Origin of the sequence: Streptomyces sp. NPDC089919 (genome assembly GCF_040684615.1) — a bacterium.
Classification (GTDB): Bacteria; Actinomycetota; Actinomycetes; order Streptomycetales; family Streptomycetaceae; genus Streptomyces.
Window position 1 is genome coordinate 1 of record NZ_JBFBGK010000098.1, and the last position, 21,032, is coordinate 21,032.

Annotated in this window: 13 protein-coding genes; 4 read left to right on the forward strand and 9 right to left on the reverse strand. The window is 76.5% G+C overall.

Annotation, left to right across the window (positions count from 1 at the left end):
• The 8 genes from AB0O40_RS29795 to lanKC form a co-directional block, all read right to left on the reverse strand.
• The coding region (locus AB0O40_RS29795; protein WP_365048159.1) for an ABC transporter substrate-binding protein at positions 1–360 on the reverse strand (360 nt) is incomplete at its 3' end.
• Positions 361–681: 321 nt separating this feature from the next.
• Positions 682–852, reverse strand: a complete 171-nt coding sequence (locus AB0O40_RS29800) for a putative leader peptide (RefSeq protein ID WP_365048161.1) — start codon at positions 850–852, stop codon at positions 682–684.
• Between the two features lie 74 nt (positions 853–926).
• Positions 927–1,385, reverse strand: a complete 459-nt coding sequence (locus AB0O40_RS29805) for an Rrf2 family transcriptional regulator (protein WP_365048162.1) — start codon at positions 1,383–1,385, stop codon at positions 927–929.
• Positions 1,386–1,435: 50 nt separating this feature from the next.
• Positions 1,436–2,701: an acyl-CoA dehydrogenase family protein gene (locus AB0O40_RS29810; RefSeq protein WP_365048164.1), complete on the reverse strand. Its 1,266-nt coding sequence runs from the start codon at positions 2,699–2,701 to the stop codon at positions 1,436–1,438.
• A gap of 187 nt (positions 2,702–2,888) precedes the next feature.
• Complete coding sequence (locus tag AB0O40_RS29815; protein ID WP_365048193.1) at positions 2,889–3,515, reverse strand: response regulator transcription factor; 627 nt, start codon at positions 3,513–3,515, stop codon at positions 2,889–2,891.
• A gap of 74 nt (positions 3,516–3,589) precedes the next feature.
• Positions 3,590–4,819 carry a sensor histidine kinase gene (locus AB0O40_RS29820; protein ID WP_365048166.1) on the reverse strand — a complete coding sequence of 410 codons (1,230 nt, stop codon included), beginning with the start codon at positions 4,817–4,819 and terminating at the stop codon, positions 3,590–3,592.
• A 5-nt stretch (positions 4,820–4,824) separates the two neighbouring features.
• Positions 4,825–7,104 carry an MMPL family transporter gene (locus AB0O40_RS29825; protein WP_365048168.1) on the reverse strand — a complete coding sequence of 760 codons (2,280 nt, stop codon included), beginning with the start codon at positions 7,102–7,104 and terminating at the stop codon, positions 4,825–4,827.
• Positions 7,105–7,459: 355 nt separating this feature from the next.
• The gene (lanKC, locus tag AB0O40_RS29830) at positions 7,460–10,063 is read right to left on the reverse strand and encodes a class III lanthionine synthetase LanKC (protein ID WP_365048170.1); all 2,604 of its coding nucleotides are present in this window, start codon (positions 10,061–10,063) and stop codon (positions 7,460–7,462) included.
• A 294-nt stretch (positions 10,064–10,357) separates the two neighbouring features.
• Here lanKC and AB0O40_RS29835 point away from each other — a divergent pair, with 294 nt between their 5' ends.
• From AB0O40_RS29835 to AB0O40_RS29850, 4 genes are all read left to right on the forward strand, one after another.
• Entirely contained in the window at positions 10,358–13,372 is a 3,015-nt protein-coding gene (locus tag AB0O40_RS29835) for a type 2 lanthipeptide synthetase LanM family protein (RefSeq protein ID WP_365048172.1), read from the forward strand.
• A gap of 70 nt (positions 13,373–13,442) precedes the next feature.
• Complete coding sequence (locus AB0O40_RS29840) at positions 13,443–13,640, forward strand: hypothetical protein (protein ID WP_365048174.1); 198 nt, start codon at positions 13,443–13,445, stop codon at positions 13,638–13,640.
• Positions 13,641–13,759: 119 nt separating this feature from the next.
• Positions 13,760–16,723: an AAA family ATPase gene (locus AB0O40_RS29845; RefSeq protein WP_365048176.1), complete on the forward strand. Its 2,964-nt coding sequence runs from the start codon at positions 13,760–13,762 to the stop codon at positions 16,721–16,723.
• A gap of 229 nt (positions 16,724–16,952) precedes the next feature.
• On the forward strand, positions 16,953–18,767 hold the full coding sequence (locus AB0O40_RS29850; protein WP_365048178.1) for a BTAD domain-containing putative transcriptional regulator: 1,815 nt from the start codon (positions 16,953–16,955) through the stop codon (positions 18,765–18,767).
• A gap of 49 nt (positions 18,768–18,816) precedes the next feature.
• Here the strand turns inward: AB0O40_RS29850 and AB0O40_RS29855 are convergent, their stop codons facing one another.
• On the reverse strand, positions 18,817–20,970 hold the full coding sequence (locus AB0O40_RS29855; protein WP_365048180.1) for a prolyl oligopeptidase family serine peptidase: 2,154 nt from the start codon (positions 20,968–20,970) through the stop codon (positions 18,817–18,819).
• Positions 20,971–21,032 lie beyond the last annotated feature (62 nt).

Consider the following 21,032-nt stretch of genomic DNA (forward strand, 5'->3'; position numbering starts at 1 on the left):
GGCGTTGATCGAGGGCGAGGGGCCGATGAAGCCGATGTCGAGGGAGCCGCCGTTGAGGGCCTCGATCTCGGAAGGGCCGGCGTTGAAGGTCTGCGTGGCGAGCTTGGTGCCGCCCAACTCCTTGGCGATCAGGCCTTCCTGGACGCCGACCAGCGCGGTGGCGTGGGTCAGGTTCGGGAAGTAGCCGATCCGGACCTTGTCGGCGGAGAGCTTCTTGCCGGTGGCGGCGACGTTGGCCTGCTCGTCCTTCTTGTCGTCCTTCGCGGCGTCGGAACCGTAGCCGCAGGCCGTCAGGAGGAGGGGGAGCGAGGCGGTGACGGCGAGGGTGCGAAGGGCGGTGCGCGGTCTCACGGCAGACACGGAGGTGTCCTTTCAAGGATCGGGTGTCGAGGAGGGAGTCGGAGTCGGGCGGGCAGGCGTCCGCGGCCCGGCCGTCGGCGGCCGGGGCGGGGCGAAAGGGGTGAGGCGAAAGGGGTGGGTGCGGCGGGTGGGGTCGCCCGGCCGTCGTCGTGGACGGTGCGCGGCTTCCCCTCGTGGCGGTACGGCGCGTCCGGCGGCCGTCGCGACGGCGCGGTGCGTCCGGGGGCCGTCGGGGAGGTGGCCGGTGCCGGCGGGCCCGGGGATCACGGGTGGCGGGCGCTGTGCAGCGCCCGGCCGGTGGTGCCGGTGCCGGGCGAGGGGTCAGGAAGGGCGACAGATGGCGCTGGACGTACGGGCCAGGTCGATGTGCCGGCGGCTGGTGAGCGCGGCGATCGGGTGGCTCCTGTGGTGCGGTGTGCGCACGGTGTCCACCCCCTGATCCCTAGTTTTCCCACCGACTTGGTAGGCATCTTGGCAGAACGAATCGGCCATCCCAAGAGCCTGACCGAATACTGGACATAGGCGTCTTGAGTTGTGAGAAACCGCAGGTGGGAGGGGTTACCCGATCAGGGATTGGTCCAGGCGCCGGGGGTGTCGGTGAGCGCCGAGACGTCGGGGGGCAGCTGGGCGGCGGCCACGTCGGCCAGTGACACGCCGTCGAGGATCTGCCGGACGTTGGACCGCAGCGCGATCCACAGCGGCAGCAGCGACTCGGCGGGCCCGGTGTAGGTCAGGTCCGGCGGCCGGACCCCGCGCACCGAGACCAGGGGGCCGTCCACCACGCGGATGACGTCCGCGATGCTGATCGAGGCGGCGGGCTTGGCCAGCCGGTAGCCGCCGTTGCCGCCGCGCTGGCTGAGCACCAGGCCGCCCCGGCGCATGTCGTTGAGGATGCCTTCGAGGAACTTGTGCGGGATGTCCTGGGCGTCGGCGATGGCCTCGGCCTTCACCGGGGCGTCGTCCTGTGAGGCTGCGAGCTGCAGCGCGGCACGCACCGCGTAGTCCGCCCTGGCTGAGATCCGCATGGGCTCATTATCGCTCACCGCCCCGGCCCCACGTGCGGCCGGCGGCCGCGTCAGTGGAAGGCCGCCGCCACGACGCGGTGGGAGGCGTTGAGGTAGTGCTCGCCGATGGAACGGAGCCGGGTGGTGGCCGGGTGGTGGGCGGTGAGCACCCGGGCGTTGCGCCAGAAGCGGTCCAGGCCCGGGGCGTCGGCCAGCTCCAGCACGCGGGTGGTGATGTCCAGGGCGGCCTTGGAGGTCACGTTCTCCGCGGTGGCGACCAGCGCGGCCACGGTCGCGGGGTCATCGGTGCCGAGGTGCGCGCCGGTGCCGGGACGAGCGCCGTGGTCGAGGTGCGGGCCGGTGTCGGCGTGCCGGCCGGTGCCGAGGTGCGGGCCGGCGCCGAGGGCCGCCGCGAGTACGTCCGTCGCCCGGTGGACGACCGCGGTGGCCGTCTGCGCGGCGGTGGCGAGTTCGCCGTACGTCAGCAGGAGGTCGGGGTCCCCGCCCGGGCTGCGGTGCCCGTGGCCGCCCCGGCTGAGGTCGCGGGCCTCGGTGAGCGCGCCCTCGACGATGCCGAGGCCGACGTGGCACAGCGCGAGCCGGAGCGCGGGCCCGGCGAGCGCGGTGCCGGGCGCGGCCGGCTCCTCGTCCTGGGGCCGGCGTCCCAGGATCAGCCGGGCGGGGACCGTGACCCGGTCCAGGACGAGCTCGCCCGCGCCGGCGACCCGCTGGCCGAGGCGGTCCGGGGCGGGCTCGAGGCTCACCCCGCGGGCGCCGGGCGCGATCCGCAGGACCAGGACGTCCCCGGTCGCCGGGCAGAGGGCGTCCACCAGGATCTGGTCGGCGACGGTCACCGCCGTCGCCACCGCCCGGCGGCCGCTGATCAGGTAGCCGGTGCCGCGCCGTCGCAGGGTGAGGTCCGCCGGGCCGGTGCCGTCCTCCGGCGCCGGGCCGCGGAGCGCGCCCGTCCAGAGCCACTGGCCGCGCAGCGACTCCTCTTCGAGTTCGTCCGCGCGGGGGCCGTCCGCGAAGAAGCGCCCGCTCCAGGCGTTGGCGTAGTGCCGGGCCAGCACCTCGCCGACCGAGCTGTCCGCCGCGGAGATCTCGCGGATCACGGCGCAGCCGGTCCGCCAGTCCGTCCCGCGGTCCGGGCCGGGCGGGGTGAGGGCGGCCAGCAGGCCGGCCTCGCGGAGCCGGGCCGCCTCGTCGAGCGGCGGTGCGCCCGTCCGGTCGCGGGCGATGGCGTCCGCGGCCAGGTCCTCCGCGACGTCGCGGGCGGTCCGCAGCAGTGCCCGGTGTTCGGTTTCGGCGGCCCGGACCGGGAGGGCGAGGGTCATCTGGACTACTCCGGAACGTCGTTGGGAGGGGTGCGGGACAGGTCGCAAGCCGCGCCGATGGAATCCCCCTTTTCCCATCGGATTACTAGGAATGCTCGCCCACGTCACCTGCCCCAGCAAGGCCCTGCCCGCATGCTGGGCAGGGCCGTCTCGGATTCCGGTCAACAGGCGGGGTGCGGGGCGGGCGTCAGGCCTCCGGGCCCCGGGCCAGCAGCCCCTTCTCCAGGGCCACGACCACCGCGCGGGTCCGGTCGCCGACGTCGAGCTTGGCGAAGACCCGCAGCAGGTGCGTCTTGACCGTGGCCTCGCCGATGAACAGCCGTCTGCCGATCTCGGCGTTGGACAGGCCGTCCGCCACCGCGCGCAGGACCTCGCCCTCGCGCGCGGTGAGCGTCACCGGGGCCGGACGCCGCATCCGGTCGACCAACTGCCGGGCCACGCGCGGGGCGAGGACGGTCTCGCCCCGGGACGCGGCGTGGATGGCGTCCACCAGCTGCTCGCGGGTGGCGTCCTTGAGTAGGTAGCCGGTGGCCCCCGCCTCGACGGCCCGCTCGATCTCGGTGTCGGTGTCGTACGTGGTGAGGATCAGCACCCGGGTCCGCAGCGCCCCGGCGGTGATCGCGGCGGTGGCGCCCACCCCGTCCAGCACGGGCATGCGCAGGTCCAGCAGCGCCACGTCCGGCCGGAGCCGGAAGGCGAGTTCGACGGCGGCGGCGCCGTCCGCCGCCTCGCCGACGATCTCCAGGCTCGGCTCGGCGGACAGCAGCGCCACCAGTCCGGCGCGCATCACCGTGTGGTCGTCGGCCGTGATCACGCGGAGCCGGCCCGGGCGGTCACCCGTGAAGTCCGGTCCGCCGGAAGCGTCGTCGGCGCCGGTCGGTGTGCTGGTCACGTGGTCTCCTCGGGGTGGGCCGGCGGGGTGCCGTACGACGGGACCGGGGCGCCGTACGACGGGATGAGGACGAGGATCCGGGTGCCGTCCCCGACCGAGCTGGTGACGGTCAGTTCCCCGCCGAACTCCGCCAGCCGGCGGCGCATTCCGTCCAGGCCGAAGCCGTGGTGGGCACCGGGCGTGAAGCCCCGGCCGTCGTCGGTGATCTCCAGCTCGATGGCCCCCGGCTGCCGGGCCAGCACCACCGAGACCGTGGAAGCGGCCGCGTGCTTGCGGACGTTGGCCAGCGACTCCTGGGTGCAGCGCAGCAGGGCGATGCGGGTCGGCTGGTCGCAGTCGACCTCGGCCAGCTCCGCCACCACCGCCAGCCCGGTGTCCTCGGTGAACCGGTCCAGGGTGCGGCGCAGGGTCGCGGCCACCGAGCCGGCGGCCACCTGACCGGCCGGGGCGGCACCGACCAGCACCCGCGCCTCGGCCAGGTTCTCGCGGGCCGTCTGCTCGATGGACCGCAGCTGCCGGGCGGTGCGCTCCGGGTCGGCGGCGAGCCCGGAGCGGGCCGCCGCCGCCAGGGCGACGATCGAGGCGAAGCCCTGGGCGAGGGTGTCGTGGATCTCGCGGGACAGCCGCTCGCGCTCCTCCGCGGCGCCCTGTGCCTTCTGCGCCTCGGCCAGTTCGGTGCGGGCACCGGCGAGTTGGGCGCGCAGCCGAGCCCGCTCGTCGCGCAGTTCCAGGGCCTTGGGCGTGACCAGGACGGCCAGGGCGCTGACCGCGTACACGCCGACGGAGGAGAGCGAGTTCCCGCCGAGCGCGGCCCAGCTCCACCCCTCGCGGAGCGTGCCGCCGACGCTGACGGCGGCCGCCCCGAGGCTGCTGGCGGCGAGCGCGGAGCGCGGCCCGTCCGCGAAGACCACGAACTGGGGGAGGAAGACCAGGTAGAGGGCGCCGAAGCCGTCCCGGGACCAGGACAGCGCCCCGAGGACGAGGACCAGGAGCCCCAGGTACGCGTACCCGGCGCGGAGCCGGCCGCCCCCGCGCCGGTGGCGGACCAGGCCGTACGCGGCGGCGAGTACGGCCATCAGCGCGAGCGACCCGTAGGCCTGCCGGGCGGGTACGTCCCCGAAGACGGTGACCACGGCCAGCAGGGCCGTGATCGCCCAGCCGAGCAGTTCCCAGCCGTACAGCAGCCATATCCAGGACGGGTCGCCGCGCTGCGGTCGTTGCATCATGATCATCAGCGTACGTCGGCGGGGTGGCCCCGGGCCGGCGCGGTGGCGCTGAACTCGCCTTTCTCGAGCGCTTCTTGGGCAGGTGCGGGGTGGCGGACGGCCGGTCGCCGGGGCCACCAGGCGCGCTCTCCGAGCAGCAGGAGCGCGGCGGGCAGGATCAGCAGCCGGATCACGACCGTGTCGAGCAGGACCGCGAGGGCCAGGCAGAAGCCCATCTGCTTCATCTCGGTGAGGTGCAGCGCCACGAAGGCGCCGAAGACCGTGACCATCACGACGGCGGCGCTGGTGACGACCTTGGCTGAGGCGCCGATGCCGTGCAGGACGGCCTCGCGCGGGGGCAGCCCCGCCGCGCGGGCCTCCCTGATCCGGCTGACCACGAACATCTGGTAGTCGGTGGACAGGCCGAAGAGGATCACCAGGAGGAAGAGCGGGACCCGGGAGGCGATCGCGCCGAGCGAGTCGAAGCCGAGCAGGCCCTCGGCCCAGGTGCCCTGGAAGACCAGGACGAGCGCGCCGAGCGAGGCCGCGGCGGACAGCAGGTTGAGCAGGACGCCGAGCAGGGCGACGACCACCGAGCGGAACGCGAGCGCCATGGTGAGGAAGGACATCAGGAGCAGGGCGCCCACGACCAGCGGGAGCCGGTCGCGTTCGTCGGCGACGTAGTCCCGGCCCCGGGCGACGTCACCGCTGACCGCGCTCTCCACCCCGGGCAGCGCGCCGACGGTGGCGGGCAGCAGGTCGGTGCGGATCCGGGCGAGGGAGGCGACGGCCTCGGGGGAGGGCGCGGGGTGCGCCACGGCCAGGGAGAGGACGTGGACGCGCCGGTCCGGGGAGGTGCGCAGCCGGGGTGCGGGGTGCGGGGCGAAGAGCGGGTCGGCCTGGGCGCGGCGGTCGAGTGCGGTCAGGGCGCGGCGGACGTCCGCGGCCCGCCCGGGGGCGGCGCGCACCACCACCTCGTGTTCGACGAGGAGCTCGGGGAAAGCGGTGGTGAGCCGGTCGTAGGCCCGCATGGCGGGGATGCCGCGGGAGAAGGTGTCCTTGCCCGGGTCGACCAGCTTCATGCCGAGGGCGGGTGCGGCCAGCGCCAGCAGGAAGAGCACGGACGCGAGGACGGTGGCGGCGGGGTGCCGGCGGGCCGGGACGAGCAGGGCCCGCAGCAGGCGGCCGTTGCCGTGCGCGTCGCCCCGGCCCGTACGGACGCGCCCGGAGCGGCGTCGCAAGCGGCGTCCGGGGGCCGCGGACCGGCCGCGCGCGGCCCGCCGTTCGGCCTTCAGGGCGGCCCGCTGCCCGGTCTTCACCAGCAGCGCGGGCAGCACGGTGACCGAACCGGCCATGGCCGTGGCGACGACCAGGACGGTGCCGGTGGCGAGCGAGGAGAAGATGACGTCGGTGGCGAGGTAGAGGGTCGCGGTGGCGGCGATCACGGCGAGGCCGGAGGTGACGATGGTCCGGCCGGCGGTGGCCGCGGCCAGCTCCACCAGGGCCTCGGGGCCCAGGCGTCCGGCGCTGCGGGCCCGTTCCTCGCGTTCGCGCTTGAGGAAGAAGAGGGCGTAGTCCACGCCGACCGCCAGGCCGATGAGCAGGATCAGGTTGGTGCCCACGCCGGCGTCGGGCAGCAGGTGCGAGAAGGCCATCGAGAGGCCGAGCGCGGCGGCGATCGAGGTCAGGGCGAGCAGCAGGGGTACCGCGGCCATCGCCACCGAGCCGAAGACCAGCAGGAGCGTGACCACGGTGATCGGCAGGGTGATGCGCTCGGAGAGGGCCAGGTCCCTGCCGCGCTGGTCGTTGACGCCCTTGCTGATCGCGGGGGAGCCGGTCTCCTCCACCACCACGCCGGGGTGCGCGGTGGCGGCCCGGGCGGTCTGCTCCAGCAGCGGTACGACGTTCTTCCGGCCCTCCAGTTCGGGGCCGTGCAGGACCACGCGGATCCGCAGGGCGGTGCCGTCCGCGGCGGGGACCGGCTGCCCCACCTCGGCCACCTCGGGCAGCTTCGCCATCCGGGCCCGGACGTCCCGGGCCGCGGCCTCGGCCGCGGGGCGGTCCAGCGGCCCGGACGCGGCGCGGATCAGGACGTGTTCGGTGGGCCGGCGTTGCAGGCCGCCCGCGGTGGCCATGGCCTCGGCCCGGCCGGCCTCGCCGACGCGGAAGTCCTCGGCGGTCGCGGCATTGTTGCCGAGCGCGAGGCCGGTGCCCAGGCAGAGGGCGACGAAGAGGAACCAGGCGGCGACGGCCCGCCACGGGTGCCGGGCGCTCCAGCGCGCGGTGCGTACGGTCAGATCTCTCATGCGGGAAATGCTGGCCGCCGGGCCCGGTCGGCCGGCAGCCTCGACCGGTGGAACCGGCCGTCCACCGACCGGTGGACAAGGACCCGCCGCCGGGCCGGGAAACGCGCCGGGCCGGGGCCGGTGGCTGCGCCACCGGGCCCGGCCCTTCCGGGTGCCGGCTCGTTACATGGGCTCGGGGAAGATGTCGCTGATGCTCCAGGAGACGCTGAAGCAGGGCGGACGGAAGGCCTCCGGCTCGGTGTCCAGGGTCTGGAGCGCGAGGATCTGGCTCATGGGTGCTCTCGCTTTCTTCTCGGGGTCGGGTCGGTCTGCGGTGCGGACCTCGGTACGTGATCCCTCACGTGTGCCGAGGCGTTCAGGGGGCGCCCGCCGGTACGGGGCGGTGCGCCGGGTGGTGCTCCGTCAGGAGCGGGCCGTCCAGCAGGCGGTGCAGGGCGAGCAGCACGCCGGCCCCGCCGCTGGAGAGGTCGGCGGTGAAGCGCTGCGAACCCGCGCCGAGGAAGCGGACGCCGCGCCGGAAGGGGACGGCGTACTTCACCAGGCCGGTCGCGGCGCGGACGGCGTCCTCGCGGTCGGGGGCCGCGCCGGTGAGCGCGGCGTGCCCGGTCAGGAACCAGGTCAGTCCGGCCAGCCCCCGGTACAGGCCGGCCTCCATGGTGGCGCAGGAGACCCGGATGCCGGCGACCAGCCGGGGCAGCGCGGTGGTGCAGCGCTCGTCGGGGGCGGTGGCCGCGTAGTGGCTGACGGCCGTCGCGACCCCGGCGGCGCCGGTGGCCAGGTACGGCATGGCGCGGGTGAGTCCGGCGTGGTCGGAGACGGACAGGGCGCCGTCGTCCAGGGCGAAGGTGCGGTCCAGTTCCTGGTGGAGCAGCAACCGGCCGGCCTCCAGGTACCGGGCGTCGCCGGTGGCGCGGGCCAGGTGGTGGAGGAAGAGGGCGGGTCCCGAGCGGCCGTGCAGCAGGCCGCGGGCGTCGCGCTCGCCGAGGGCGGCCGCCGGGTCGGAGGCGCGCAGCAGGGCCTGCCCGGCCGCGGCGGCCCGCTCCAGGTGGGCGTCCTCGCCGGTGAGCCGGTGCAGGGCCAGCCAGCTCAGGCCCACTCCGGTCCGGCCGCCGGCCAGGGTGGCGCAGGAGGCGGTGAGCGGGTGCCCGTCGGCGTGTTCGAGCAGGTCGACGGCCTCGTCGAGCAGGCCGAGGCCGGCCAGCGCCCGGGCGATGCCGGCGGAGCCGACGAGGAGTCCGGGGGGCAGGGTGGCGCGGGCGTCCAGCGCGTCGCGGCGCAGCCGGGCGCGGATCTCACCGGGTACCGCGACCCCGGCGCGTTGCAGGGCGTGCACCACCCCGGCGGTGCCGTAGGCCAGGCAGACGTTGTTGGTGCGGAAGGCCTCGGGGGAGGGCGGGAAGACCCACTCCGGCCGGTCGGCGTCGGCCGTCTCCAGCAGTCCCGCGGCGACCTCCTCGGCCAGCCGGGTCAGGCAGCCGCGCGGATCGGCCGCCAGGTCGGCGGGGGAGGGCAGGCGGTCGGCGGTGTCCCGGTCCCCGGCCCGGTCCGCGGCCGCGGCGTGGAAGACGGTGGCCCGCTGCCACAGGTCCTGGGGCGGGGCGACCTCGGCCAGGTCGTGGCGCAGCAGTGACAGGTTGGCGGGGGCGTGTTCGGCGATCTCGTGGAAGGGGGCCAGGAAGGCCAGGGCGACCGCCGCCATGCCGTAGCGGTCCTGGAGCAGCGGATCGGGGTCGGTCCGCAGCAGGCCGGGGGGCGGGGTGAAGCCCGGGGTGCTGACCCCGGAGGGCTTCGCGGACAGGGCCGAGGCCGCCTCGAAGTCCACCAGCCGGACCCCGCCATCGGGGGTGACCATGATGTTGCCCAGGCTGAGGTCGCCGAACCGGTAGCCGGCCGCGTGCAGGTGGCCGAGCGCGGCGTCCAGCCCGGCCAGCAGCAGCCGGCAGGCCTGGTGGTACGAGGCCACGGACGCGTCCGTGCGGTCGGCGCGGGCCAGCGGGGTGGACCGGCTGAGCCAGCCCACCAGCGGCTGCCCCTCGATGTACTCGGTGACGAGGAAGTCGTGCTCCCACTCCGTGAAGTGGTCCAGCGGCTCGGGGCCCACCCCGGGCGCGGCCGTGTGCAGGTCGCGCAGCACCTCGAACTCGTGCCGCAGCCGCTGCTGCGCGTCGGTCCCGTCGAAGACCAGGCCGTTGTGGGCGCGGGCCTCCTTGAGGAAGACGGTGCGGCCGGTCCGCCGGTCGATCCCCTGGTAGGTGCCGCCGGCGTTGCTCAGCCGCACCGCGCGGGTGACCTCGTAGTCGCGGATCAGGATCGGGCCCGCGTGCGGCTGTTCCTCCTCCTCGACGAAGGGGTCGGTGATCCCGGCGGGCAGGAGGAAGGCGGGCAGGCGGTGGTCGGCGACCTCGTGGCCGGCGCCGTCGAGGACCAGTGGCTCCCGGGTGCCGTCGGCGCGCAGCCGGCTGCGGTCGCGGAAGGAGCCGTAGCGGTAGTGGACCGTCTTCGAGTCGCGGAAGCGCCGGTCGGTGAGGACGTAGGGGCCCTCCTCGCCGTCGAGCGCGTCGCGCAGGCGCTCCAGCAGCCGGCGGGCGGTCGCCTCGTCCGGCGGGTAGACGGCGCAGAACTTGCCCGCCTGGGCGCGCCCGGCGTGCTTGTGGTGGAGGTAGAGGAAGAAGAGCCGGGCGCTCAGGTGCTTGAACGGCACGCCCTCGGAGAAGCAGATCCCGGCGACCGTGTCGAGCACGTGCTGCGCCCGCTCCAGCCGCGCCGAGACGTGGATCTTCCAGCCCTGGTCGGCGAGTGGGGCCTGCGGACCGCCCCAGAACGTCCAGATGCCCTGGTCGGCGCCGGAGCGGCCGGCCGGCACGTCGGCGGGGGCGAAGCGCGGCCCGGGGTCGGGGGCGCTCGGCAGCGGCAGGTAGTACTCCCGGTCCGCGAGCGCTTCGGCGAAGCCTTCGAGCACGGGAATCTCCTCGCGACGGGTCGGCGGTGGTCAGGGGTGGCCGGTGCGGTCGTGCCAGACGCTAGGAACGGCGGGTATGGAAACGGTTCGGCGCCGGCATACGACCGGTATCGGCCCGGATCGCCCGCCTCGTCCGGCCCGACGGCAGGGTGTCACCGGCCGCCTGCCGGGCCGCTCGAGAACCGCTTGAGGCGGGGTGCACAAACATGGGGGTCTCTTCCCCATGCGCGCGGGGCACCCGCCGTACCAGGATCGGAGGTGGCCCGGGAGAGGGGCCGGGTTCGAGGAGGGGCGATGTCGGTGGGGCAGGGGCGGGCCGGGGATCCGGTTCCGCTGACGGGGGCCGGGCGGTGGTGGCGGGCCGGGCTCGTCGGCGGCGGCGCGGGCGAAGGGCGGCCGGACTGGGCCGAGTTCGCCGAGGAGGCGTGGGCCGCGGCGCCCGAGCGGGCGGTGGCGCCCGACGGGGAGTACCCGGGGCTGAGCGGTTTCGAGTGGGTGCTGCGGCCGTTCACCGCCCTGGCGGGGGAGCGGCTGGAGCGCGGCCTGTCGGAGCGGGCCCGCCGGCTGGTGGACCCGGTCGCCGTCCGGGGCGATCTGGAGGGGCACCTCAGCGGCCGGCTGGCCCGGACCGCGGCCCGGACCCTGGTCCTGGAGCTGTACGGGGCGCGGACCGCCGGGCACCTCGACGGGGCCGACACCCGGGCCCGGTTCCGGGACTTCCTGGGGCGTACCGCCTCCCGGGCCGGTCTGGCGGCCCTGCTGACCGGCCGTCCGGTGCTGGCGCGGCTGCTGGGCCGGGCGGCGCTCGACGCCGCGGACGCCATGGCGCAGACGCTGGAGCGGCTGGCGGCGGACCACGACGACCTGACCGCCGGTCTGCTGGCCGGGTCCGGCGGCGGGCCGGGGCTGCTGGTGGGCGTGGAGCCGGGCGCCGGTGACGGGCACCGGGGCGGCCGGAGCGTGATGCTGCTGCGCTTCGCCGACGGGTCCCGGCTGGTGTACAAGCCGCGGCCGCTGTCCGCGCACCGGCACTTCAACGACCTGGTCGAGTGGTTCAACGCGCTGCCGCACTCCGTGGACCTGCGCACCCTGCGGGTGCTGGACCGGGGCGGCTACGGGTGGGTGGAGTTCGTCGCCGCGGGGCCCTGCGCGGATGCCGCCGGGGTCGAGCGGTTCTACCGCCGCCAGGGCGCGCTGCTGGCGCTGCTGCACCTGGTCGACGGTACCGACCTGCACCACGAGAACCTGATCGCCGCCGGGGCGCACCCGGTCCTGGTCGACGTGGAGACGCTGTTCCACCCGCCGCCGGCGGGGACCGCCCCGCAGGACCCGGCCGCCCGTGCGCTGAACGAGTCGGTGTACCGGGTGGGCCTGCTGCCCCAGCTCTTCGTGGGCGACGACAGCGCCCTGGACGTGTCCGCGGTCGGCGGGGGCCGCGCGGCGGTGTCGCCGGTGGCCCGGGCCGACTGGGCCGGTACCGGCACCGACCGGATGCACCTGGTGCGCCGGGCCGGGACCTTCGGCGAGTCGGCCAACCGGCCCCGGCTCGCGGACGGCGGTGCCGTCGAGCCGGCGGCCCATGTCGACGCGCTGTGCGCCGGCTTCCGCGCCGCCTACACCGCGATCGGCGCGGCCCGCGGCGAACTGCTGCACCACAGCTCCCTGTTGAAGGCCTTCGCCGAGGACGAGGTGCGGGTGCTGATCCGGCCCACCTGGGTCTACGGCACGCTGCTCGACGAGTCCACGCACCCGGACCTGCTCGGGGACGCGGCGGAGCGGCAGCGGTTCCTGGAGGCCCTGCGCACCGACGCGCTCGGGACACCACCGGCGCCCGACGTGGTGGACGAGGAGATCGCCCAGCTGTGGGCGGGGGACGTACCGCTGTTCACGGCCCGCCCGGGCGGGGACCGGCTGTGGGGGACCTCGGACCGGCCGCTGGCGGGGGTGGCGGAGCGGACCGGGACCGACCGGGTCGCCGGCCGGATCGCCGCGCTGGACTCGGTCGACCGGCAGGACCAGGAGTGGATCGTGCGGGCCGCGATGGCGACGGCCTCCCGCGCGCCCGTGCACCGGCCCGTCGCGGACCGGCGCACCCGCACCGCGGAGCGGGCCCCGGAGCCGGAGCGGCTGCTGTCGGCGGCCCGGTCCGTCGGGGACCGGCTGGTCTCGCTGGCGTACCGGGAGGGGCCGCGGAGCAACTGGATCGGCCTGGAGCTGCTGGACGAGCGGTACTGGCGGATCGGTCCGATGCCGGCCGACCTGGCCGGCGGGTACACCGGTCCGGCGCTGTACCTGGCCCAGTTGGCGGCGCTGACCGGGGCCGGGCACTACGCGGAGGTGGCCCGGACGGCCCTGGCGCCGGTACCCGGGCTGCTGGACGCCCTGCGCGCCCGGCCCGCGGACCTCGGTGCGGTGGGCTCGGGGGGCTTCTCCGGCCTCGGCGGCATCGGGTACGCGCTCGCCGAGACGGCGCGGCTGCTGGACGATCCGGAGGTCGGCTCCTGGGCGGCGCAGACGCTGCAACTGGCGGGTACGGCGGCCCGGACCGAGCGGGAGCACGGCGTGGGCGCGGGGGTCGCGGGGGGCCTCGTCGCCCTGCTGGCCGCGGACCGGAGCGGGGCGCTCGCCGGGGAGGCCCGGGAGCGGGCCCGGCGGGACGCGCGGGACTGCGCCGACCGGTTGGCGGCGGCGGACGCCACGGCCGCCGGCCGGGGCTTCGCCGCCGGCGCCGCGGGGATCGGCTGGGCGCTGCTGCGGTACGCCGAGTCCGTCCCGGCGGCCGGCGGCGCAGAGCGGTACCGGATCGCCGGGCTGTCCGCGCTGCGGGCGGCGGTGGCCGGTGAACCGGCCGGCGGCCGGGGTCCGGGGGGCCACGGGGGAGCCCCCACGGACGCACCGGCCGGCGGGGCGCGGGCCTCGGCCTGGTGCCGGGGCCGGGCCGGCATCGCGCTCGCGGTGCTGGACGCACCCGGCGCCCTGGCCGACCCGCAGCTCGCGCAGTGGGCCCGCGGGACCGTCTTAGAACTGGGACGGGCGCGGCCGGCCGGGGACGACAGCCTGTGCCACGGCGAGGCCGGGGTGTGCGAACTCCTGGGCCACGGCGCGGTACCGCAGGCACGCCCGGACTGGATCCGCCGGGCCGGGGCGCTCCTCGGGTCGGTCGAGGAGACCGGGGCCCGCAGCGGCGCCCCGGACGGGGTGGCGCATCCCGGTCTGCTGACCGGGCTGGCGGGGATCGGGCACGGGCTGCTGCGGGCCGGCTTCCCGGACCGGGTGCCGTCCCTGCTGCTCCTGGAACCATCCACCTGATCGCCCACCACCGCAGCACAGAACAGCTCGATGTACCAACTCCCCTACGCACGAAGGATGGACAACGGCCATGCAGATCAATGACTCGTCCCGGTACCTGGACGGCATCGTCGGAGCCGAGACGGCTGCCCAGGACCATCCGCTGGGCGATGCGGTGTCCGCGGTGGGCGGGCTGCTGGGGCTGCGCAGCCGGCTGCTGCGGGCGGCCGACTCCGGCGCCGTGGCCTCCATGGACATGCCCTGGACCACCGCCACCGTCCCGCTCTGAGCACGCGGTGCGCCCCGCCGTGGGACGGCGTGACCGGGGCGGCGGGGTGCGGGATCGGGCAGGGGCCGGGTGTTCCCGGCCCTTTGCCGTGCCCGAACAAGATCAAGTAACCTGGGAACATGCGAGCGACGTCTTCGGTCATCGTGGGGCGGGACGCTGAACTCCGGATGCTGGACGCGGCTTTGGAGAGCGCCGGCCGGGGTGCCGGGCACGCGGTGTTCCTCGTGGGCGAGGCGGGGATCGGCAAGTCCCGGCTGGCCGGCGAGTCGGCCCTGCGCGCCTACGGCCGGGACATGCCGGTACTGCGCGGCCGGGCCACCTCCACCGGGCTGGTCGTGCCCTTCCGGCCGCTGGTCGAGGCGCTGTCCTCGCGGTTCCGGGCGGCCGGCGCGCCGGAGGACCCCGAACTCCAGCCCTACCGGCCCGCGTTGGCGGGTCTGGTGCCGGAGTGGCGGGCCGAGGCGATGGCGCCCGGCTACGCCATCTCGCTGGTCGAACTGGCCGAGGCGCTGCTGCGGCTGCTGGCCGTGCTGGGCCGCGAGCGGGGCTGCGTGATCCTGCTGGAGGACCTGCACGACTCCGACACCGAGACCATCGCGGTGGTCGAGTACATCGTCGACAACGTCGCCGAGCTGCCGGTCCTGCTGATCGGCACGCTCCGCCCCGACCCCGGCCCGGCGCTGGACCTCGCGCTCGCCGCGGAGCTGCGCAACACCGCCTCGGTACGCGAGCTGGGGCCGCTGGACGAGAGCGCCGTACGGGACATGGCCGCCGCCTGCCTGGACGCCGGACCGGCCGAGGTCCCGCCGGGCGCGCACCGGCACCTCACGCAGTGGGCGGGCGGGAACCCGTACCTGGTGGAGGTCCTGCTGGCCGACCTGCTGGACACCGGACGGCTGAGCCGGCAGGACGGCGGCTGGCAGCTGGCCGAGCAGGGCGGGGCGACCGTCCCGACCGGCGCGGTCCGCAGCTGGGCGCGCCGGCTGGACCGGCTGGACGAACCGGTGCGGGAGCTGCTGCTGGTGGCGGCGACGCTCGGCGGCCGGTTCTCCGTCGGGGCGCTGCGGGCGGTGACCGGACTCGACGACCGGGCGCTGTTCGCCCACCTCCGGTCGGCCTCCGAGGTGGGGATCATCGCCCCCGACGGCGCCGCCCACGACCACTACGCCTTCCGGCACGCCCTGACCGCGGACGCGCTGCGGGCCTCGCTGCCGCCCGCCGAGCAGGCCGCGCTGGCCCGCCGCGCCGCCACCGCGATCGAGGGGTGCGGCGCCGAACTCTCCGGCGACCAGCGGCAGTTGATTGCGACCCTGCGACTGGCGGCCGGCGACACGGTGGCCGCCGCCCGGGAGTTCGCCCAGGTCGGCCGGCAGATGCTGGACGCCGGCGCGTCCGGCTCGGCCGCGGTGCTCCTGGAGCGCGCCCGGGGCCTGGCGGCCGACGAGGAGCGGGACGAGGTCACCGTCCAACTGGCCATCGCCCAGGCCGAGTCCGGCCGGCTCGACGAGGCGGCCGCGCTCCTCGACGACCTGCCGCCGACCCCCGCCGGATCGCGGGCCGCGGAGGAGCGGGCCCAGGCGCACACCCAGGTCGCCTGGGTCGCGACCATGGCGGAGCAGCAGGACGAGGCCCGGCGGCGGATCCGGGCGGCCCGCACCCTGCTCGGCAGCACCCCCCGCCCGGAACAGGAAGCGGCGCTCGCGGTGGTCGAGGGCCACCTCGCGCTGCTGCCCGAGCAGGACGGCGGGTCCGGCGGGCCCGGGCCGGTGGGCCTGGCGGGCCCGGACGGCCGCGAGCGGCTGGCCGAGGCGGAACGCTCCGCCCGCGGCGCCGCCCTCACCGCCGAGCAGCGCGGCCGGCCCGTGGTGGCCGCCCAGGCCTGGCAGCTGCTGGCCATGCTGTCCCGGGAGCGCGGCTTCGATGCGGCCGACTCCTGTCTGGAGCGGATGCTCGCGGTGGCCGAGGAGCACCGGCTCGCCCTCTACCGGGCCGAGGCGCTGGTCCGGCTCGGCACCAACGCGTTCATGCGGACCGGCGAGGCGACCCGGCTGGAGACCGCCCGCGCGGCGGCCCAGGAACTCGGTTCGCTGGCCCTGCTCCAGTCCGTCGACGGCCTGCTCGCCATGCAGAGCGTGCTGGCCGGCCGCTGGGACCGGGCCCGGGACATCACCGAGCGGCTGGTGGAGGCCAGCGCCCGGCTCCAGAACCTCTCGACCCACCGCTACCTGCTCCTGGTCGACGCCACCCTGGCCGCCCACCAGGGCCGGACCCGCGAACAGGAACGGGCCCTGTCCCGGTTCCGCCGGGCCGGCGGCGAGGAGTCCATGCTCGTGCCGCTGCAGCGCGGCCTGTGCCAGGCCGTGGGCGCGCTGATGGGCGAGGACCGGGAGCGGGCCAAGGCCGAGCTCGAGGTGGCGCTGGCCTGGGAGCGCGAGCACCCGAGCTTCTTCTACCTCAGCGGCCGGTACGGGCTCGGCCCCCTGCTGCGGGTCCTCGACGGCGAGGAGGCCGGGCGGCAGGCCTACCGGGAGGCGCTGGACTCACCGGGCGGCCAGCTGGCCTGGAACCAGATGTTCCTGGGCCTGGCGGACGCGGTGCTGCGCGGCCGGGACGGCGATCCGGAGGGCGCGCGGCGGGCCGTGGAGCGGGCCGGCCGGGCGGCGACGGTCTTCCCGCAGGCCTGGCACCTCGCGCTGCGGCTGACCGCGGAGGCGGCCCTCGCCGACTCCTGGGGCGAGCCGGTCGGCTGGCTGCGGACCGCCGAGGAGTACTTCCACGAGGCGGGCGTACCGCCGGTGGCCGGCGCCTGCCGGGCCCTGCTGCGACAGGCCGGCGCCGGTGTCCCGCAGCGCCGGGGCGGCCGCGAGCGGATCCCCGCGGACCTGCGCACCGCCGGCGTCACCCCCCGCGAGTACGAGGTGTTCGTCCTGCTCGCGGAGCGGCCCGGCAACCAGCAGATCGCCCAGACCCTGTGCATCTCGCCCCGGACGGTGGAGAAGCACATGGCGAGCCTGATGACCAAGACCGGCGCCGCCGACCGCTCGGCCCTGTGCGCCCTGTCGGCTGAGCGGGCGCAGGGCTGACGGGCGGCGCCGGGCCGGACGCGGGCGGACGGGGGTGGCTGCCGGCCCCCGGGATGGGGGCGGCCCCCGTCTATATGGGGGCGCGGTCCCCTACATGGGGGTGCGATCCCCCATACCCCGCCCACCGGGGGAACGACTGTGCGGGTCCGGCACCGATGTGTGACGGGTACCGGTCACGGAGGATCGAGGGGACCGACCGACTCCCGCCACCCCTACGGAGGTTCGCACCATGCCGCCGTTCGCGCAGCCCGCCGGGTCAGCCGGCACGCTCAGGTTCTCCGCCCTCGGCCCGCTCGCGGTGCACCGGGACGACCGGCCGCTGCCGCTGGGCCCCTTGAAGCAGCGGGTCGTGCTCGCCACCCTGCTCGGCTCCGCCAACACCCCGGTCCCCGTCGACGCGTTGACCGACGCGGTCTGGCAGGAGGAGCCGCCGCGCACCGCCCGCAAGAACCTCCAGGTGTACGTCAGCGCCCTGCGCACCCTGCTCGCGGACGAGGACCGGGACCGGCCCCGGCTCACCCACACCGGCGGCGGCTACCTGCTGCGGGTGGCCGAGGACGAGCTGGACCTGCTGCGCTTCCGCGCCCTGGTACGGGCCGCCGAGGGCCAGGAGCCCGGTCCGGCCGCCCGGCTGCTGCGCCAGGCCCTGGACCTGTGGCAGGGGCCGCCGCTCGGCGACGACCTGCGGCAGTCGCCCCGGCTGGCCGAGGAGGCCGAACGGCTGGAGCTGCGCCACCTGACGGCCTACGAGAGCTGGGCGGAGGCGGAGCTGGAGCTGGGCGGCGCCTCCGCGGTGGCCGAGGGGCTGCGCGACCTGGTGGAGCGGCACCCGCTGCGGGAGCGGCTGCGCTCCGCGTGGATGCGCGCCCTGGCCGGCTCCGGCCGGCAGGCCGAGGCGCTGGCGGCGTACGACGACTACCGCCAGCTCCTCGCCCGGGAACTGGGCCTGGAGCCGGGCGGCGCCATGGCGGCCCGGTACCGGACGATCCTCGCGGGCGAGGACCGCACCGGGGCCGGCCCGGCCGCCCGGAAGCCGGCCCCGCGGCCGCGCGTGGTCCTGCCGCCCGACCTGGTCGACTTCACCGGGCACGGCGAGGAACTGAGCCGGCTCACCGCCCTCTTGGAGGAGGACGCGGCCGGCCGCATCGTGCTCCTGTCGGGCCCCGCCGGGGCCGGGAAGACCACACTGGCGGTGCGCGCCGCCCACCTGCTCGGCGACCGGTTCCCCGACGGGCGGCTCTGCGTCTCCCTGCGGGACGCCGAGGGCCGGACCCGGCCGCTGCCGGCGGTGCTCGCGGAGCTCGCCGAACGGACCGGCCGCAGCGGGCTGTCCGGGCCCGAGGCCTGGCGGGACTGGCTGGCGGCGCACCGGGTGCTGGTGGTCCTGGACGACGTACCCGACGAGCGCGCCGTGCGGCCGCTGCTGCCGTGCGGGGGCCGGGGCCGGGTGCTGCTCACCGCCCGCGGCCAACTGGGCGGCCTGGCACCCGTGCACCGCGTCTCCGTGGCGCCGCTGGGCACCGCCGAGTCGATGCAGCTGCTCGGCGGGCTCGTCGGCCAGGCCCGGGTGCGGGCCGACCGGGAGGCGGCCCTGCGCATCGTGCGGGCCTGCGGCGGATCGCCGCTGGCGGTCCGGGTCAGCGGGATGCGGCTGGCGGTCCTGCGGCACGTACCGCTGTGGGAGTTCGCGGACCGGCTCGCCGACCCCGCCGGGGCGCTGGACGAACTGACCTCTGGCGACGTGTCCGTGCGCAGGTGGCTGGCCCAGGGCTGGGACGCCCTGCCGCCCGACTGGGGCCGGGACGCGGAGCGGCTGGCCGCGGGGACCGGCGAGGGGCCCTTCGGCCTGGCCGAGGCCGCCGAGGCCCTGGGCTGCGACGAGCGGCACGCCGTACGGGTGGTGGAGGCGCTGATCGACGCCGGGATGGTGGCCTCGCCCTGCGGCGAGGTCACGGCGCACGCGGCGCAGTACGAACTCCCGCACCTGATAAGGCTGTATGCACGGGCGTGCGGGCTGGGAACCCCGGTGCTGACCCCCGGCTGAGCGCCCCGGACGCCGGTGCCGCCCCCCTGCATCGGGCGGCACCGGCGCGTCAGGGCCGCGCCGGACCGGACCGCCGCGGGGCCGGCAGCCCCACCCGCCCCGCCAGGAACGCCAGGCACTCGGCCTGCAGGGCCACCGCGCGGGACGCGGACCGGTCGCCGTGGCCGACCCCGCGCTCCAGCCGCAGCAGCACCGGACCGGTACCGGCCGAGGCGTGCTGGAGCGCGGCGCACATCTTGCGGGCGTGCAGCGGATCGGTCCGGGTGTCCCCGTCCGCGGCGACCAGCAGCACCGCCGGATAGGCGGTCCCGGGCGTGACCCGGTGGTAGGGGGAGTAGCCGAACAGCGTCGCCAGCAGCTCCGGATCCTGCGCGCTGCCGTACTCGGGCGTCCAGCTGGGCCCCAGGCCGGAGTGCTCGTAGCGGACCATGTCCAGCAGCGGCGCCGAGCACACCACCCCGGCGTACTTCTCCGGCTGCTGGGTGAGGGCGGCGCCCACCAGCAGCCCGCCGTTGGAGCCGCCCATGATCGCCAGGCGCCCGGGCTCGGTCCAGCCCTGCGCGAGCAGCGCGTCGCCGGCCGCGGCGAAGTCGTCGAAGCTGTTCTGCTTGTTCCGCCCGCTGCCCGCCCGGTGCCAGGCCTCGCCCTCCTCGCCGCCGCCGCGCAGACCGGCCCAGGCGAAGACCCCGCCGGCCCGGACCCAGGCCAGCACCTGGGCGCGGTACCGGGGCGACATGGTCCGGCCGAAGCCGCCGTAGCCGGTGAGCAGCGCGGGGCGGGGCAGGTCCGGACTCCCGGTGGGGGAGATCACGAACATCCGCACCGTGGTGCCGTCCCGGGAGGGGAAGGCGACCTGGCGGGTGACGGCGCCGCCGATCTCCGGAGCGTCGGGGGCGTTGCGCTCCCAGCGCGTGGCCAGCCCCGTGCGGGCGTCGAAGCGGAGCACCTTGGGGGGCGTGACGAAGTCGGTGTAGACGAAGTACGCCTCGTGGCCGCCGGGTGCCCCGGCCGAGAAGTCGCCGACCGCGCCGGTGCCGGGCAGCGGGACCGTGCCCACCTGCCGGCCCTCCACCAGGTCGTGCACGGTCACCTCGGCCACGGTGTTCCGGGTCCAGGCGGCCAGCCCCAGCGGGTGCCCCAGCTCCGGGCCGGAGAGCACCACGAAGTGGCTGAGCACCGCGTCGGGCCGCTCGGGGACCACCTCCCGCCAGGCCTCGGGCCCCCGGTGCAGCTCGGCCGGCCGACAGGCCATGACGCGGCCGCGGGCGGCGTCGCGGTCGGTGCGCAGCCACACCAGGTCCCGCGGCCCGGTGCCGGGTACCGCGTGCAGCCGGGTGGCGGCCCCCCGGCCCTCCTGGACCGGCCGCAGCTCGGGGCGTTCGAGGGGGCCCGCGGTCAGGTCGGCCAGGTAGAGGTCGGTGCCGCGGCCGGTGCCGAGGGTGGCCGTGATGGCCAGCCAGCGGCCGTCGGCGGTCACCGAGAGGCTGTAGAACTGCGTCCGGTCCCGGCCCTCGCCGAAGACGAGGGCGTCGGTGGCCGGGTCGGAGCCGACCCGGTGCAGCCAGACCCGGCGGTGGTAGCGCTCCTCGCCGGGGTGCAGCCGGGGGTCGAGGGTGCGGACGTAGTAGAAGGCCGTGCCGCCGGGCAGCCAGCCGATGGACGACCTGCGCACCCGGTCCACCGGGCCGTCGACGACCGCCCCGGTGGCCACGTCGAGCACCCGGAGCTCCGAGTCCTCGGTGCCGTTGCGGGACACCTGGACGGCCAGCAGGTCGCCTTCCACCGAGGGGTGCCAGGAGTCGAGGACCGTGCGGCCGGACGGGTCGAGGGCGACGGGGTCCAGCAGGACCCGGCCCGCCGGGTCCGCCCCGGCCTCCGCCACCATCAGCACCGGGTGCTCCTGGCCGGCGTCCTGCCGCAGCCAGAAGGTCCGGTCGCCGCGGACCTCGGGGGACCGGACCCGCTCGACGGCGTCGATCGCCGCCACCTCGGCCTGCCAGTCGGCCAGGTCCGTCCAGGTCGCCCGCTCCGCGTCGTAGAGCGCGTCCTGCTCGGCGCCCCAGCGGACCGTCGCGTCGTCGGCGGCGTCCTCCAGGGCGCGGTACGGGTCGGCCACGCGCAGCCCGTGCAGCTCCTCGACGACCTCCGCCCGGTCCGCGTGCGGGTAGCGGCGGGGCTGCGTGGTCACTCGTTGCTCTCTCATCGGCCGGTCGGTCAGAGCTCGTTGGACCAGTTGATGATGCAGCAGGCGGCGGCCTGTTCCTC

Excerpts from the sequence above, each read along its gene's own strand:
- AB0O40_RS29800 (WP_365048161.1), bottom strand. The coding sequence starts at position 852 with ATGGCCGATTCGTTCTGCCAAGATGCCTACCAAGTCGGTGGGAAAACT.
- AB0O40_RS29805 (WP_365048162.1), bottom strand. The coding sequence starts at position 1,385 with ATGCGGATCTCAGCCAGGGCGGACTACGCGGTGCGTGCCGCGCTGCAG.
- AB0O40_RS29810 (WP_365048164.1), bottom strand. The coding sequence starts at position 2,701 with ATGACCCTCGCCCTCCCGGTCCGGGCCGCCGAAACCGAACACCGGGCA.
- AB0O40_RS29820 (WP_365048166.1), bottom strand. The coding sequence starts at position 4,819 with ATGATGCAACGACCGCAGCGCGGCGACCCGTCCTGGATATGGCTGCTG.
- AB0O40_RS29825 (WP_365048168.1), bottom strand. The coding sequence starts at position 7,104 with ATGAGAGATCTGACCGTACGCACCGCGCGCTGGAGCGCCCGGCACCCG.
- AB0O40_RS29835 (WP_365048172.1), top strand. The coding sequence starts at position 10,358 with ATGTCGGTGGGGCAGGGGCGGGCCGGGGATCCGGTTCCGCTGACGGGG.
- AB0O40_RS29840 (WP_365048174.1), top strand. The coding sequence starts at position 13,443 with ATGCAGATCAATGACTCGTCCCGGTACCTGGACGGCATCGTCGGAGCC.
- AB0O40_RS29845 (WP_365048176.1), top strand. The coding sequence starts at position 13,760 with ATGCGAGCGACGTCTTCGGTCATCGTGGGGCGGGACGCTGAACTCCGG.
- AB0O40_RS29850 (WP_365048178.1), top strand. The coding sequence starts at position 16,953 with ATGCCGCCGTTCGCGCAGCCCGCCGGGTCAGCCGGCACGCTCAGGTTC.
- AB0O40_RS29855 (WP_365048180.1), bottom strand. The coding sequence starts at position 20,970 with ATGAGAGAGCAACGAGTGACCACGCAGCCCCGCCGCTACCCGCACGCG.